Raw genomic sequence first — 13773 nt, 5'->3', positions numbered from 1 at the left:
ATGACTCCACATCGAGTCATTACGACTCCACAAAAAATAATCTGGCAAATGATCACACACCGCAAAACGGGGGAAAAAAGCTCGACATCGACGCGGTGGAACGAGCCTTTGACGGCGAGAACAAATACACTCAGGCGCTGACCTGCCGAGAACCCCAAGCATGAAGCACGCCGTTTCCAAAGACGCAGACAAGGCCCCGCGCTTCTGGCGCGATGACGCCCTGCCCTTCATCGAAGCCCGCTCCATCGCTGACGGGCGCGAGGTCTGCTACACGCGTCATTCTCACGAACACTTTTCGATCGGCGCCATCACCGCCGGGCACAGCACCTACATTCACGAACAAGCCCGATTTCAGGTCAGCGCCGGCACCGTCGTGCTGATGAATCCCGGCGATGTCCATGCGTGCAATCCGATCGACGACCAACCGTGGTCGTACCTGATGCTGTACATCGACACCGCATGGCTCACTGATCTGCAACACCAGCTGGGCTTCAGTCCCGACCTGGCGTTCCGCCGTTTTTCAATCACCCATAACCGCGACACCCGGCTGTTTGACGGGCTGGTGGCGCTGTATGAGGTGTTGGTGGACACGTCGCAAGACCACCTGCAAAAACACAGCGCAGTGGTGGAGTTTTTCACCGAGGTGCAGCAACGCCTCAACCCCGCCGAGCAACCGCTGCGCGAACCCAACTTCAAGCTGGAGCGGGCCGCCGAATTCATTCGCGACAACTGTACGAAAATGCTCAAGCTTGAAGACATTTGCGCAGCCGCGCAGCTGTCGCCGTCCTACCTTATCCGCGCATTCAAGCAACACTTCGGCATGACGCCCCACGCATTCCTGGTCAACCGCCGCATCCAGTTCGCCCAGGACAGACTGCGCAGCGGCAAACTGATTGCCGACGTCGCCCTCGAGGCGGGTTTCGCCGACCAGGCCCACTTTCAACGCGCTTTCAAACAGCACCTGGCCGCCACACCGGGGCAGTATCGCGGGTGAGCTGAATGCGTTGGTGAATGATTGTTCTGGCCGATGAGTTTCTATGGGTAGCGCTGACCTGAGTCAGACGAAATTTTACCTGGCGAGCTTCTGTGGCGAGGGAGTTTATCGAATCGTCGCACCGTCCCGCTGGGCTGCGAAGCGGCCCTCTGCGGCCTACCAGTCTTGATCAAAAGATCGCAGCCTCGTTTCACTCGACAGCTCCTACACCGCAGCCGAGCGGGAGTGGACTCCCTCGCCACAAAAGCAATTCAACGGCCATTCATACACATCCAAAACCAACGCAGTGTGCAGTCAAGGCAACAACAGGTACCCCGCGCTCACCGCCAACAACGCCGCCATTCCCCGGTTGAACATCCGCATACCCGCCGGGTTGTTCAGGTAGCCGCGCAAAAACGTCCCCGCGTAGACCCAGCAACCGACGGACACATAGCAGATCACCAGATACACCGCCGCAAACTGCCAGACCAATCGCGCCTCGCCATCGGCAACAAAAGCGCCCATGCCCGCCACACAGGCTAGCCAGGCTTTGGGGTTGAGCCATTGCATGACGGCACCGTAGAGCATCGACGGCGCCCGACCTGACTCCTTCGCATCGAGACGCCCGTCGTCAGCGGCCAGTTTCCAGGCCATGAACAACAAAAATGCCACCCCCGCCAGTTGCACAACCCGGGTCAGCCCCGGCCAGATCTGCAGCACTTCGTGCAGCCCCAATCCCATCAACACCAGCAACAACACAAACCCCAGCGTCGCGCCGGCAACATGCCGCTGACTGGCGCGAAAACCAAATCGGGCACCTGAACTCAACGCAACGATGTTCACCGGTCCCGGCGTTATCGAAGCCACCAATGCAAACGCCGCCATGGAGACAATCAGATTCATCACACACCCTCTTCAATTCAGTGGTACCAGCCACGACGGTAAAGTGCGATGCAATCCCTGTATTGAACAAAACACCCCTCACCTGTACCGCGACGACCGTCAAGCACTGTACGGGTCGGCTGTTAAACGACCATGGTAAAAATACCGTTCTCGCTTCTGGAGCCGATCATGGACCTCACCACCCTCTCCCTCTTTCTTCCTGCCTGCTTCGCGCTGAACATGGCTCCGGGCCCGAACAATCTGCTGTCGGTCAGCAATTCCACCCGTTATGGCTACCGCACCGCGTGCATGGCCGGCCTGGGTCGGCTGCTGGCGTTTGCCGGAATGATCGCCCTGGCGTCTGCGGGATTGGCAGTGGTGCTGCAGACCTCTGAACTGTTGTTCTACGGGATCAAGATTCTGGGTGCGGCCTATCTGTTCTACCTTGCCTGGCAACTGTGGCGAGCCGACTCTGGCACTGAAAACGTCGTACAGGGCGCGCCCGTCGGGCTTTTAGCGCTGGCACGGCAGGAGTTTCTGGTAGCCGCCGGCAACCCGAAAGCGATCCTGATCTTCACCGCATTCTTGCCGCAGTTCGTCAATCCAACCCAGCCGATCACCCCACAATTCGCCGTGCTGGGCGCGCTGTTCCTGGTCCTCGAATGGATTGCCATCGCAGCTTATGCCTACATGGGGCTGCACATGCGCCGATGGTTCGCCAAACCCAGTGGCAAACGGATCTTTAACCGCTGCTGTGCCGGGTTACTCTCGGCGGCCGGATCGGTGTTGCTGATGGCGCGCCGGGCCTGACGAGAAATTCTCTGTCGATTTTCCGGTGGAGACACTGACCGACGCCCCCTATGCTCACGTCATGAACCTACAAAACGCTTTGCTTCCGCCCCACGCCGAGATGGTTCGTGCCATGCTCGAACGAGACACCTCCTACGAGGGGGTGTTCTTTACGGCCGTCAAAACCACCGGCATCTTTTGTCGACCCAGTTGCACGGCGCGCAAGCCAAAACCTGAGAACGTCGAGTTCTTCGCACACGCCGATGAATGCCTGTCGGCGGGTTATCGCGCGTGCCTGCGCTGCAAGCCTATGGATGCTGCCGCCATCGCGCCGGACTGGGTGCAAAAACTGCTCACCTGCGTCGACAGTGACCCCGACCAGCGTTGGACCGATGCCCAACTACTGGCCGAAGGCGTGGAGCCGCTGAAGCTGCGGCGCTGGTTCAAACAGCATTTCGGCATGACCTTCCACGCCTGGCTACGTACCCGGCGTCTGGGCATGGCGTTGGGCGGAATCAGACAGGGCGATTCCATTGATAACGCCGCGTTCGACTCAGGTTATGAGTCCCTGAGCGGTTTCCGCGATGCCTTCCAGAAGTCCTTCCACATCACCCCCGGCCGCGCCGCCAATAGCGAACCGCTGCTGTTCACCCGCCTCACCACCCCGCTGGGGCCGATGATTGCCATGGCTGAACGGCGAGGACTGGTGCTGCTGGAGTTTCTTGATCGACCGGCGCTGACGCGGGAAATCCAGGCTCTGCAGAACCGCCACGGCTATGCCATCGCACCCGGACACAACGCTCACTTGCAGCAAATCGAAGCAGAACTGGCAGCGTATTTCGCCGGCAAGCTGACCGAGTTCAAAGTCCCGCTGCACCTGCCCGGCAGCGAATTTTTCAAACAGGTCTGGGCCGAACTGGCGAAAATTCCCTACGGCCAGACGAGCACCTACGGCACCATCGCCGCGACGTTGGGCAAGCCCGGCGCCAGCCGTGCGGTGGGCCTGGCAAACGGGCAAAACCGCCTTTCGATTGTGCTGCCCTGCCACCGGGTGATTGGGGCAGATGGCTCGTTGACGGGCTATGGTGGAGGACAACCGCGCAAGGCATATTTGCTCAGACTGGAAAACGCCGCGCTACAGATCACACGACAACTTGCGTTCTGACATGCCCGATCCCTACCTGCCCGCGAGCGTTTTTCTGTCATCCATCGATGACGACTGGCGGCGACACATTGCCGCCATCGGCCCTTGCCTGCATCAACCACACCCGGCACGCGATCCTTATGAATCGCTGGTGCGGGCCATTGCCTATCAGCAACTGCACGCCAAAGCCGGCGACGCCATTCTCGGGCGATTACTCGCGTTATTTCCCTCAGGCACATTTCCGAAGCCTAAACAGATGGTGGCGACCGGGTTCGATCAGTTGCGCAGTTGCGGATTTTCGGCCAGCAAAATTACAACCATTCAAGGCATTGCCCAGGCAGCGTTAAGCGGTGTGGTGCCCGACTACGCAACCGCGCTGGCGATGGACGACGAGACACTGATCGAGCGGTTAATCACATTGCGCGGCGTCGGTCGCTGGACCGTGGAGATGCTGTTGATTTACAGCCTGGAGCGTCCGGATATTTTGCCTGCGGATGATTTCGGTGTTCGTGAAGGGTATCGGCGTTTGAAAGGACTGGAGGTGCAGCCGACGCGCAAGCAGATGATCGAAATCGGCCTCGCGTGGCGCCCGTATCGAACGGTCGCGGCCTGGTATTTGTGGCGGGTGCCACGCCAGAGCCAGAACATGTAGCAGTAGTAGCTGTGTAAGAGCTATGTAGGAGCTGTCGAGTGAAACGAGGCTGCGATCTTTTGATCTTGCTTTAAAAACAACGTCAAAAGATCGCAGCCTCGTTTCACTCGACAGCTCCTACAAGTTCCACAGGTCCCACAGGTTCACAGGCCCCGCAGGTTCCACAGGTTCCACAGGTTCCACAGGTTTTGTGTTTAGCAGGGAAGACTTACCTCAAGCCGACAGATGCTCGTACAAGATCGTCCCGCCGACGATGATTAACACCACGCCGCCCACAATTTCAGCCCGTTTACCCATCACGCTACCGATAACACGCCCCAGCATCACGCCGATCGTCACCATGGTCAGGGTCGCCAGGCCGATCAGTCCGGCCGCCAGCCAGATGTTGACGTCCACAAACGCCAGACCTACACCCACGGCCAACGCATCAATGCTGGTGGCAAATCCCGTGACGGCGAGCAGCCAGAAACCATGTTGCCTGGGCTTCTCGACCTCGTCTTCGGGTTCTTCGTCTTTCACCCCGTTATAGATCATGTGCAACCCGAGCAGCAGCAACAGGGTGAAGGCGATCCAGTGGTCCCAACTGGACACGAATTGCGAAGCGGCCAGGCCGATAAACCAGCCGATAATCGGCGTGATGGCTTCGATCACGCCGAAGATCAGACCGACACGCAAGGCTTCGAGAAATTTGGGTTTGTGCAGGGCCGAGCCTTTACCGATAGCGGCCGCGAAGGCATCGGTGGACATGGCGAAGGCAAGGAAAACGAGAGAGGCTGGGTTCACGCAGTAGTACCGGTCGGGCTTGAGTCCACGACATATCCGCGCGCCCGACTTCAGCGCAGGTATGTCGATGGTCTCACCAACCAGAAGGTGCCCGCACCACGGCAGGTTGCCGAGAATGTTGATACGGGCGCTTGCGACGAATCGCAAACAGGCTACTCCCCAAAGAGGCGCGCAGGGTAACCGTTGGGATGTGAAAAAATCATGAATAGCTGGACTGAGTTCCAGTTCACAGGCCAATGCATTCACCACAAATCCAACGGCACATCACCCTTCTTTATAGACAATGACACCCTCCGGACCCAGGCGCATCTTGGCACCTCATTCGGAGGGATTCGTCATGCTGAACACACTCAAACAGATCAACTCAACCTCAGCCTTTAACCGTTGGGCCGGGCTTGAAGTCACCCGTGCCGAGAGCGGCGAAGTGGAACTGACCATGGCTTTTCGCGAAGCGGACATGGCGCAATATGCAGGGTTCCTCCACGCGGGCCTGATCGGCGGCTTGCTCGACACAGCCTGTGGTTTCGCAGCAGGAACGGTGGCGGGCAACGTGCTGGCTTCGCATTTTTCAGTCAATTGCCTGGCACCCGCCATTGGCGAAGTGTTCATCGCCCGGGGCCGGGTGGTGAAGGCTGGCAAGAAGCAGGTATTCGCTCGCGCCGAGCTGTTCGCGCAAACCGGTGATCAACTGAAACTGGTGGCGACGGGTGACGCGATTCTGGTGCCGGTCGAGGAGCGCTGAGGGTCTACGCTGTTCCGGTGAGTTGAAGAACTACCGGAGGTTTCCATGCAGCTCGAAGGTTCCTGCCACTGCGGCGCGGTGTCATTCAGTTTGACCAGCGCCCACCCTTACCCGTATCAGCGTTGTTATTGCTCGATCTGCCGCAAGACCCAAGGTGGCGGTGGTTATGCAATCAATATCAGCGGCGATGCCGACAGCCTTAACGTGCGTGGGCGCAAACACATCACGATTTACCATGCACGACTCAAGGAAGACGGCGATAAACGTGCCCATAGCAGCACCGCCGAGCGACATTTCTGTTCGCTCTGCGGTTCCGGCTTATGGCTGTTTAGCCCTGAATGGCCGACATTGATTCACCCGTTTGCGTCCGCCATCGACACCCCGTTGCCGGTGCCACCGGAACACACGCACCTGATGCTCGGCTCGAAGGCACCTTGGGTCGAGGTTGAATTAACACCGGGGGATCAGCAGTTCGATGTCTACCCTGAAGAATCCATCGCTGACTGGCACGCACGACTGGGTTTGAGCGGCTAGGCGCGTTCGCAGACCTTGTTCCTGCGGCTCAAGCGGCTACTGGCACGCCACTGTGAAAACGAAACTCGACGTCCGGCGATTCAATCAGCTCCTGCTCGGCGGCACGAACCTTGTCGATCACCTGCGCGATGTCCTTGGCGTCCCCGTACTGGTAGGCCAGCTTCAGGTAACCCTGAAAATGCCGGGCCTCGCTTTTCAGCAGACCAAAGTAGAACTTGCCCAGTTCTTCATCCAGATGCGGTACCAGCGCCTCGAAACGCTCGCAGCTGCGCGCCTCGATGAATGCGCCGACCACCAGCGTATCGACCAGTTTCACCGGCTCGTGACTACGGACTACCTTGCGCAGGCCCGACGCGTAGCGCCCTGCGGACAATTGGCGGAGTTCGATCTTGCGCTTCTTCATCAAGCGCATGACTTGTTCGTGATGCACCAGTTCTTCCCGGGCCAGGCGTGACATCAGGTTGATCAGATCGACGTGGGAGTGGTACTTGGCGATCAGACTCAACGCCGTACTCGCGGCTTTGAATTCGCAGTTCTTGTGGTCGATCAGCAGCGTGTCCTGATCGGCCAGCGCGGCCTGGACCCAGCCGTCGGGAGTGCGGCAGCCGAGGAACTCGTGAATTTCGGGAAGGATCATGGGGCTCACGGATAGAAGGTTCAAAACGAAGGGCGCCGATTATACCGGCCTGCCCGCAGACCACCAGTCGCTAACCGTTGATATGCATCAAGTCCCGAACTCGCGACCAGCAACTATAGTTGTCCCACGCAGTATTTTTTAATTCTTGGAGATCCCGAACATGCAAGCCATTCGCAGCATTCTGGTGGTCATCGAGCCCGAACACTCGGAAAGCCTGGCGCTCAAACGCGCCAAACTGATTGCCGGCGTGACCCAGGCCCATTTGCACCTGCTGGTCTGCGATCGCAAGCACGACCACAGCGCGATGCTGGGTGTGCTTAAAGCCGGGCTGCTGGAGGATGGCTATAGCGTCACCACCGAGCAGGCCTGGAATGAAAGCCTGCACGAAACCATTGTCGAAGTGCAGCAGGCGGAAGGTTGCGGGCTGGTGGTCAAGCAACATTTCCCCGACAGCCCGTTGAAAAAGGCCCTGCTGACACCGGCGGACTGGAAACTGCTGCGTCACTGCCCGACCCCGGTGCTGCTGGTGAAAACCGCGAATCCGTGGAAAGACGGTGTCGTCCTGGCGGCCGTCGATGTTGGCAATACCGACGGCGAACACCGCCAGCTGCACTCCACCATCATTGATTATGGCTACGACATCGCCAGCCTGGCCCACGCGCATCTGCACGTGATCAGTGCCCACCCGTCGCCGATGCTGTCTTCGGCCGACCCGACATTCCAGCTCAGTGAAACCATCGAGGCGCGTTACCGCGAACAGTGCAAGGCGTTCCAGGCCGAGTTCGATATCGACGACAGTCACTTGCATATCGAGGAAGGTCCGGCGGATGTACTGATCCCGTTCATGGCGCACAAGCTGCACGCGGCGGTGACGGTGATTGGTACGGTGGCGCGGTCCGGGTTGTCCGGGGCGCTGATCGGGAATACGGCGGAAGTGGTGCTGGATGCGGTGGAAAGTGATGTGCTGGTGTTGAAGCCCGAGGGGATCATGGATCATCTGGAAGAGATCGTGGCTCACCATTGAATCAAGATCAAAAGATCGCAGCCTGCGGCAGCTCCTACAGGGTGAACGCCAATCCCATGTAGGAGCTGCCGCAGGCTGAGATCTTTTGATTCTAAACATCAGCCGCCGAAGGCATCCCTGAGGAACCCGGGCGCAATGTAGCGCTGGTAATGCGCTTCGGAGAGCAAGAAGAACTCGCGATCAATCGCGTCCCTCAGTTCCGGCAGGTTCCAGTCCCGAAATTCCGGCATCAGCACCATCCCGTAGGCTTCCAGATTGTTGATGACCCGCGCACCCCGCGCAATCAGCTGATAGGCCCAGCAATATTCCGACTGGTGCGGCACAAAGCGGATCTTGCGTTGTTCCAGCTGCACACGCAGGCGCTGGGGATCGAAAACTTCCAGCTTGCTGGCCATCACCTGGGACAACAGTTGCTCCAGACGCAACCACACGGCGCGCTTTTCCTCCTCGTTGTAACCATTCCAGTTGATCACTTCATGGTGAAAACGCTTGCAGCCACGGCACACCAGATCACCGTAAACAGTGGAGCAGAGGCCGACGCAGGGGGTCTTGATGGTCTGATTGGGCATAGGTAAGGAGAACACGGGAAAGCAGGACAGGTCGGCATGTTAGCCCTTTGTCCTCCATTGATCACCCCTCAACGTTCAGGGCTTTTGGATCGACTGGATTTCGCCATACGCCGCAACCGCCGCTCTCGCTCTGCTTCACAGCAGTTCCCCCGGCAACGCAACTCTCCACCAAAGTCCAATAGGGACTGACTTACCTTTAAATTTTTTTTGCCGTAGAATCAGCCAGCCTTTTAAGGCGCCAATGTCCGTTAGAAGCTGTTTTCAAAGCGTCACGAGCACAGTCGTTCCTTCAGAGCGGTGTTGGCGAAGGGTTTTTCCAGCGGGGAAAAGCCCAACGCCAACCCTCATCAGCTCCCCGTTCTGCAGGCGTAAAACTTTGAAAGCAGCTTCTGTAAGGAATTGTCGGTAATTCTGGCTAAGTGGCCCACAACGCCACGCAGCGCATGAGTACGGCAATTTCGGGATGAGCGTCCCGGACACCCATTTGGGACCACTGATGAGGGTAATAACTGTGCTTGAAGCCTACCGCAAACATATCGAAGAGCGTGCAGCACTGGGTATCGTTCCCCAGCCGCTTAACGCCGAACAAACAGCCGGCCTGGTCGAGCTGCTGAAAAATCCCCCGGCTGGCGAAGAAGCTTTCCTCGTTGACCTGATCACCAATCGCATTCCGCCAGGTGTGGACGAAGCAGCCTATGTAAAGGCTGGCTTCCTGTCCGCCCTCGCCAAAGGTGAAGTCACCTCCCCTCTGATCGACAAGAAACGCGCTGTTGAACTGCTCGGCACCATGCAAGGCGGCTACAACATCGTGACCCTGGTTGACCTGCTGGAAGACGCCGAACTGGCACCCGTAGCCGCCAAAGAACTCAAGCACACCCTGCTGATGTTCGACGCCTTCCACGACGTCGCCGAAAAAGCCAAGAACGGTAACGTTCATGCCAAGGCCGTGCTGCAATCCTGGGCTGATGGCGAGTGGTTCAAGAACCGCCCTGTACTGGCCGACAAGATCAGCCTGCGCGTGTTCAAGGTCACCGGCGAAACCAACACCGACGACCTGTCCCCTGCCCCGGACGCCTGGTCCCGCCCGGACATCCCGCTGCACGCCCTGGCCATGCTGAAAATGGCCCGTGAAGGCATCGTGCCTGACGTACAAGGCGTCACCGGCCCGATGAAGCAGATCGAAGAAATGCGCGGTCAAGGCTTCCCGATCGCCTACGTCGGTGACGTGGTCGGTACCGGTTCTTCGCGTAAATCCGCTACCAACTCGGTGCTGTGGTTCTTCGGCGACGACGTACCTTACGTGCCGAACAAGCGTGCTGGCGGTTTCTGCTTCGGCAGCAAGATTGCCCCGATCTTCTACAACACCATGGAAGATGCCGGCGCACTGCCAATCGAATTCGACGTCACCAACATGAACATGGGCGACGTGATCGACCTGTACCCGCATGCTGGCAAAGTCTGCAAACACGGCACCGACGAAGTCCTGACCACCTTCGAAATGAAGACCCCGGTGCTGTTGGACGAAGTCCGTGCTGGCGGCCGTATCCCGTTGATCATCGGTCGCGGTCTGACCGACAAGGCTCGTGCCGAACTGGGCCTGGGCCCTACCGACCTGTTCAAGCTGCCTGAAGCGCCTGTCGACACCGGCAAAGGCTTCACCCTGGCACAGAAAATGGTCGGCAAGGCGTGCGGTCTGCCAGAAGGCAAAGGCGTTCGTCCTGGCACCTACTGCGAACCGAAGATGACCACCGTCGGTTCCCAGGACACCACCGGTCCAATGACCCGTGACGAACTGAAAGACCTGGCATGCCTGGGCTTCTCGACCGATCTGGTGATGCAGTCCTTCTGCCACACCGCGGCCTATCCAAAGCCGATCGACGTGACTACCCACCACACCCTGCCTGACTTCATCATGACCCGTGGCGGCGTTTCCCTGCGTCCGGGCGACGGCATCATCCACAGCTGGCTGAACCGCATGCTGCTGCCGGACACCGTCGGTACCGGTGGTGACTCCCACACCCGTTTCCCGATGGGCATTTCGTTCCCGGCCGGTTCCGGCCTGGTTGCGTTCGCCGCAGCCACTGGCGTTATGCCGCTGGACATGCCGGAATCGATCCTGGTGCGCTTCAAAGGCAAAATGCAACCGGGCGTCACCCTGCGTGACCTGGTTCATGCCATTCCTTACTTCGCGATCCAGGCGGGCCTGCTGACCGTCGAGAAGAAAGGCAAGAAGAACGCCTTCTCCGGCCGCATTCTGGAAATCGAAGGCCTGGACAACCTGAGCATCGAACAGGCTTTCGAGCTGTCCGACGCCTCGGCTGAACGTTCCGCTGCCGGTTGCACCATCAAGCTGTCGAAAGAGTCGATCACCGAGTACCTGAACTCCAACATCACCCTGCTGCGCTGGATGATCGGCGAAGGTTACGGCGATGCACGTACTCTGGAACGTCGCGCTCAAGCGATGGAAGCCTGGGTTGCCAACCCTGAGCTGATGGTTGCCGATGCCGACGCCGAATACGCCGAAATCATCGAAATCGACCTGGCCGACATCAAGGAGCCTGTGCTCTGCGCGCCAAACGATCCGGACGACGCCCGTCTGCTCTCCAGCGTTGCTGGCGAGAAAATCGACGAAGTGTTCATCGGTTCGTGCATGACCAACATCGGTCACTTCCGCGCTGCCGGCAAGTTGCTGGAGCAGGTCAAGGGTCAACTGCCAACTCGTCTGTGGCTCTCGCCGCCGACCAAGATGGACGCTCACCAGCTGACCGAAGAAGGCTACTACGGCATCTACGGCAAGGCCGGCGCGCGCATGGAAATGCCGGGCTGCTCGCTGTGCATGGGTAACCAGGCACGTGTAGAGCCGAACTCGACTGTAGTCTCCACGTCGACCCGTAACTTCCCGAACCGTCTGGGTGACGGCGCGAACGTCTACCTGGCTTCGGCTGAGCTGGCGTCTGTTGCTTCCATCCTGGGTCGCCTGCCGACCGTCGAGGAATACATGGAATATGCTGGCAAGATCGACAGCATGGCGGCTGATGTATACCGCTACCTGTCTTTCGACCAGATCGCCGAGTTCCGTGAAGCTGCAGCGAACGCCAACATCCCGGTCGTTCAAGCCTAACGTTACACAGCAATAAAAAACGCCGCCCATCGTCAGATGTGCGGCGTTTTTTTATGTCTGTAAGAAAGGTGCTTATAGCGCTGGCCTCATCGCGGGCAAGCCCGGCTCCTACAGGATTTGTGGTGTGTCCAGATGCAGTGCTCGAACGCAGTCACTGTGGGAGCCGGGCTTGCCCGCGATAGCGGTATGTCAGTGGGTAAGTGGCCAGCTGTCACACTGTCGCAAACAGCCTCACTCTGACGTTGGGTCAAGTGTTCAGCTTCAAGGCCTGCTGAACCGCCCCATCCACACTCAACCCACTCAGAACCACACCGTTAGCCTCTACTTCCGGCAACTCAGTCAACGCGATTTGCGCCCGATACTTGAGGCGGGCCAACACCAGCCGTTTACCTTCGCCATGCACGCGTCCAAAAAACTCCTGCAACGCTTCAATACTGGTGCCATCGAGGTCCGGCGACTCCTCCAGACTTAAAATCACCGTGTGAATCGGCGTCTGCGAATGCCGGATCAAGCGCAAAGCGCCGCCCAGAATCCGTTCGACGTTGGCAAAGAACAACGCCTCACTCGGCCTGACAATCAATACACCGGGTTCCGTTACCGCCGCAGGATGGCGCTGCACATCGACAAAATCGTGGCCGCCATCGATGCGGCCGAGCACCTGGATATCCGCGGCCGACAGCTGCTTGAGCATCAGCAACACACTGATTGCCACCGACACCAGCAAGCCGTCCAGTACACCCAGGACCAGTACCGCGCCGACGGCACAGATCACCAGCACTCGATCACGACGCCAGATGAAATACCGCCCCAACGGTTGCAGGCTCAAACCACGGCCCAAGGCATGAATGACGATGGCGGCGAGAATGGGCTCCGGGGTCAGGGCAATGTAAGGCAGCACGGTCAAGAGAATCAGCAATACCACCAACGCCGCCACACCACCGGCCAGGCGTGAAGTGGCGCCCGCGGCCTCGTTGGCTGACGTGGCCGAATACCCCGCTCCCGCCGGCATGCCGTGAAACAGGCCCGACAGCAGATTGGAAGCACCAAGGGCCAGCAGATCGCGGTTCGAGGTGACGCGATCCCCGTGTTTGAGTGCATACGAACTGATCGAACCATAGGACTCGGCGTACAGGATCATCACCATGGCAAACGCCAACTCGCCCAGCCGCAGCCAGTCGGTGAATGGCAACGCCGGCCAGGTGGGCACGTCCATACTCAGGTCGATGACACCGATCAGCTTCACCCCATGGGCTGGCAGGTTCAGCCACTGCCCCGCCATGATACCGATCACCACCACCAGCAACCCGCCCGGCAGGCGCCGAAAGCGCGCGAACAGCCACAACAAGGCCAATGCCACGGCGCCCACCGCTGCCGCTACCCAGTTCCATTGCGGCAGTTGTTCCAGCAATTGCGGCAGAAACCGCACCAGATTGGTTTCGCTCAGGTGTACGCCAACCACGCTGGCGACCTGCTTCAAGATGATGGTCAAGGCTAAACCAAAGGCAAAGCCGCGCAATACCGGTTTGGCGATGAAGGATGTAACGCTCCCCAACTTGAACAGCCCCGCGAGCAGGAAAAACGCGCCCGTCATCAGCACCAGGCCTACGGCCAGGGTCGAGCGCAGTTGCGGATCACCATCGGCCAGCGTCGCGGTGGCGGCGGCCAACACCGCCGCAGAGGATGAAGTCGCCGAGACAATTGCAAATCGGCTGGTACCGAACACGCCATAACAGAGCAAACCGGCAAACAACGCGATCACCCCGGCCTGGGGTGCCAGCGCGGCGATACTCGAATACGCGACCGCTTCCGGCAGCAGCAGGCCGGCAATCGACAACCCGGCCAGCAGGTCCTGCCAACGGTTGGGCTGTTCGGTAGAATTTGGGGCTGTGGCACTGGGCAATCCGCTGTCTCCAGGCGAAAAAA

The 13773-nt window shown here is 59.0% G+C and carries 13 protein-coding genes and 1 riboswitch; of the genes, 8 read left to right on the top strand and 5 right to left on the bottom strand.

All coding sequences use genetic code 11. The features are described from left to right. Nucleotides 1-160: 160 nt before the first annotated feature. Nucleotides 161-994, top strand: coding sequence for an AraC family ligand binding domain-containing protein (locus ACA063_RS13555; protein ID WP_497666282.1), 834 nt, complete (start codon nucleotides 161-163; stop codon nucleotides 992-994). Between the two features lie 294 nt (nucleotides 995-1288). On the opposite strand, the gene ACA063_RS13550 is transcribed toward ACA063_RS13555, so the two are convergent. Beyond that, nucleotides 1289-1876: a LysE family translocator gene (locus tag ACA063_RS13550; RefSeq protein ID WP_497666281.1), complete on the bottom strand. Its 588-nt coding sequence runs from the start codon at nucleotides 1874-1876 to the stop codon at nucleotides 1289-1291. 168 nt (nucleotides 1877-2044) lie between these two features. On the opposite strand from ACA063_RS13550, the gene ACA063_RS13545 reads away from it, so the two are divergent. The 3 genes from ACA063_RS13545 (at nucleotide 2045) to ACA063_RS13535 (ending at nucleotide 4440) form a co-directional block, all read left to right on the top strand. Next, entirely contained in the window at nucleotides 2045-2665 is a 621-nt protein-coding gene (locus ACA063_RS13545) for a LysE family translocator (protein ID WP_497666280.1), read from the top strand. A gap of 61 nt (nucleotides 2666-2726) precedes the next feature. Continuing rightward, complete coding sequence (locus ACA063_RS13540; protein WP_497666279.1) at nucleotides 2727-3809, top strand: bifunctional transcriptional activator/DNA repair enzyme AdaA; 1083 nt, start codon at nucleotides 2727-2729, stop codon at nucleotides 3807-3809. Nucleotide 3810: 1 nt separating this feature from the next. Beyond that, on the top strand, nucleotides 3811-4440 hold the full coding sequence (locus tag ACA063_RS13535; protein WP_497666278.1) for a DNA-3-methyladenine glycosylase family protein: 630 nt from the start codon (nucleotides 3811-3813) through the stop codon (nucleotides 4438-4440). Between the two features lie 213 nt (nucleotides 4441-4653). Here ACA063_RS13535 and mntP read toward each other — a convergent pair whose 3' ends face one another. Further along, nucleotides 4654-5223, bottom strand: coding sequence for a manganese efflux pump MntP (gene mntP, locus ACA063_RS13530; RefSeq protein WP_497666277.1), 570 nt, complete (start codon nucleotides 5221-5223; stop codon nucleotides 4654-4656). A gap of 8 nt (nucleotides 5224-5231) precedes the next feature. Continuing rightward, nucleotides 5232-5399, bottom strand: a riboswitch (yybP-ykoY riboswitch). Between the two features lie 161 nt (nucleotides 5400-5560). Here mntP and ACA063_RS13525 point away from each other — a divergent pair. Both ACA063_RS13525 and ACA063_RS13520 read left to right on the top strand, forming a co-directional pair. Then, nucleotides 5561-5965 carry a PaaI family thioesterase gene (locus ACA063_RS13525; protein ID WP_497666276.1) on the top strand — a complete coding sequence of 135 codons (405 nt, stop codon included), beginning with the start codon at nucleotides 5561-5563 and terminating at the stop codon, nucleotides 5963-5965. Nucleotides 5966-6010: 45 nt separating this feature from the next. Beyond that, nucleotides 6011-6499 carry a GFA family protein gene (locus tag ACA063_RS13520; protein WP_497666275.1) on the top strand — a complete coding sequence of 163 codons (489 nt, stop codon included), beginning with the start codon at nucleotides 6011-6013 and terminating at the stop codon, nucleotides 6497-6499. 28 nt (nucleotides 6500-6527) lie between these two features. Here ACA063_RS13520 and ACA063_RS13515 read toward each other — a convergent pair whose 3' ends face one another. Continuing rightward, nucleotides 6528-7136, bottom strand: a complete 609-nt coding sequence (locus ACA063_RS13515; protein WP_497666274.1) for a MiaE family protein — start codon at nucleotides 7134-7136, stop codon at nucleotides 6528-6530. 160 nt (nucleotides 7137-7296) lie between these two features. Here ACA063_RS13515 and uspL point away from each other — a divergent pair, with 160 nt between their 5' ends. Beyond that, nucleotides 7297-8160, top strand: coding sequence for a universal stress protein UspL (gene uspL, locus ACA063_RS13510; protein ID WP_497666273.1), 864 nt, complete (start codon nucleotides 7297-7299; stop codon nucleotides 8158-8160). A gap of 98 nt (nucleotides 8161-8258) precedes the next feature. Here uspL and ACA063_RS13505 read toward each other — a convergent pair whose 3' ends face one another. Continuing rightward, the gene (locus tag ACA063_RS13505) at nucleotides 8259-8729 is read right to left on the bottom strand and encodes a DUF1289 domain-containing protein (protein ID WP_497618862.1); all 471 of its coding nucleotides are present in this window, start codon (nucleotides 8727-8729) and stop codon (nucleotides 8259-8261) included. A 511-nt stretch (nucleotides 8730-9240) separates the two neighbouring features. Between ACA063_RS13505 and acnB the strand changes: the two genes are divergently transcribed. Further along, complete coding sequence (gene acnB / locus ACA063_RS13500) at nucleotides 9241-11850, top strand: bifunctional aconitate hydratase 2/2-methylisocitrate dehydratase (RefSeq protein WP_497666521.1); 2610 nt, start codon at nucleotides 9241-9243, stop codon at nucleotides 11848-11850. 247 nt (nucleotides 11851-12097) lie between these two features. Here acnB and ACA063_RS13495 read toward each other — a convergent pair whose 3' ends face one another. Continuing rightward, nucleotides 12098-13750 carry a SulP family inorganic anion transporter gene (locus ACA063_RS13495; protein ID WP_497666272.1) on the bottom strand — a complete coding sequence of 551 codons (1653 nt, stop codon included), beginning with the start codon at nucleotides 13748-13750 and terminating at the stop codon, nucleotides 12098-12100. Nucleotides 13751-13773 lie beyond the last annotated feature (23 nt).

The sequence above is a fragment of the Pseudomonas sp. LBUM1643 genome, assembly GCF_059716215.1.
This window is presented reverse-complemented; position numbering and strand designations above follow the sequence as displayed.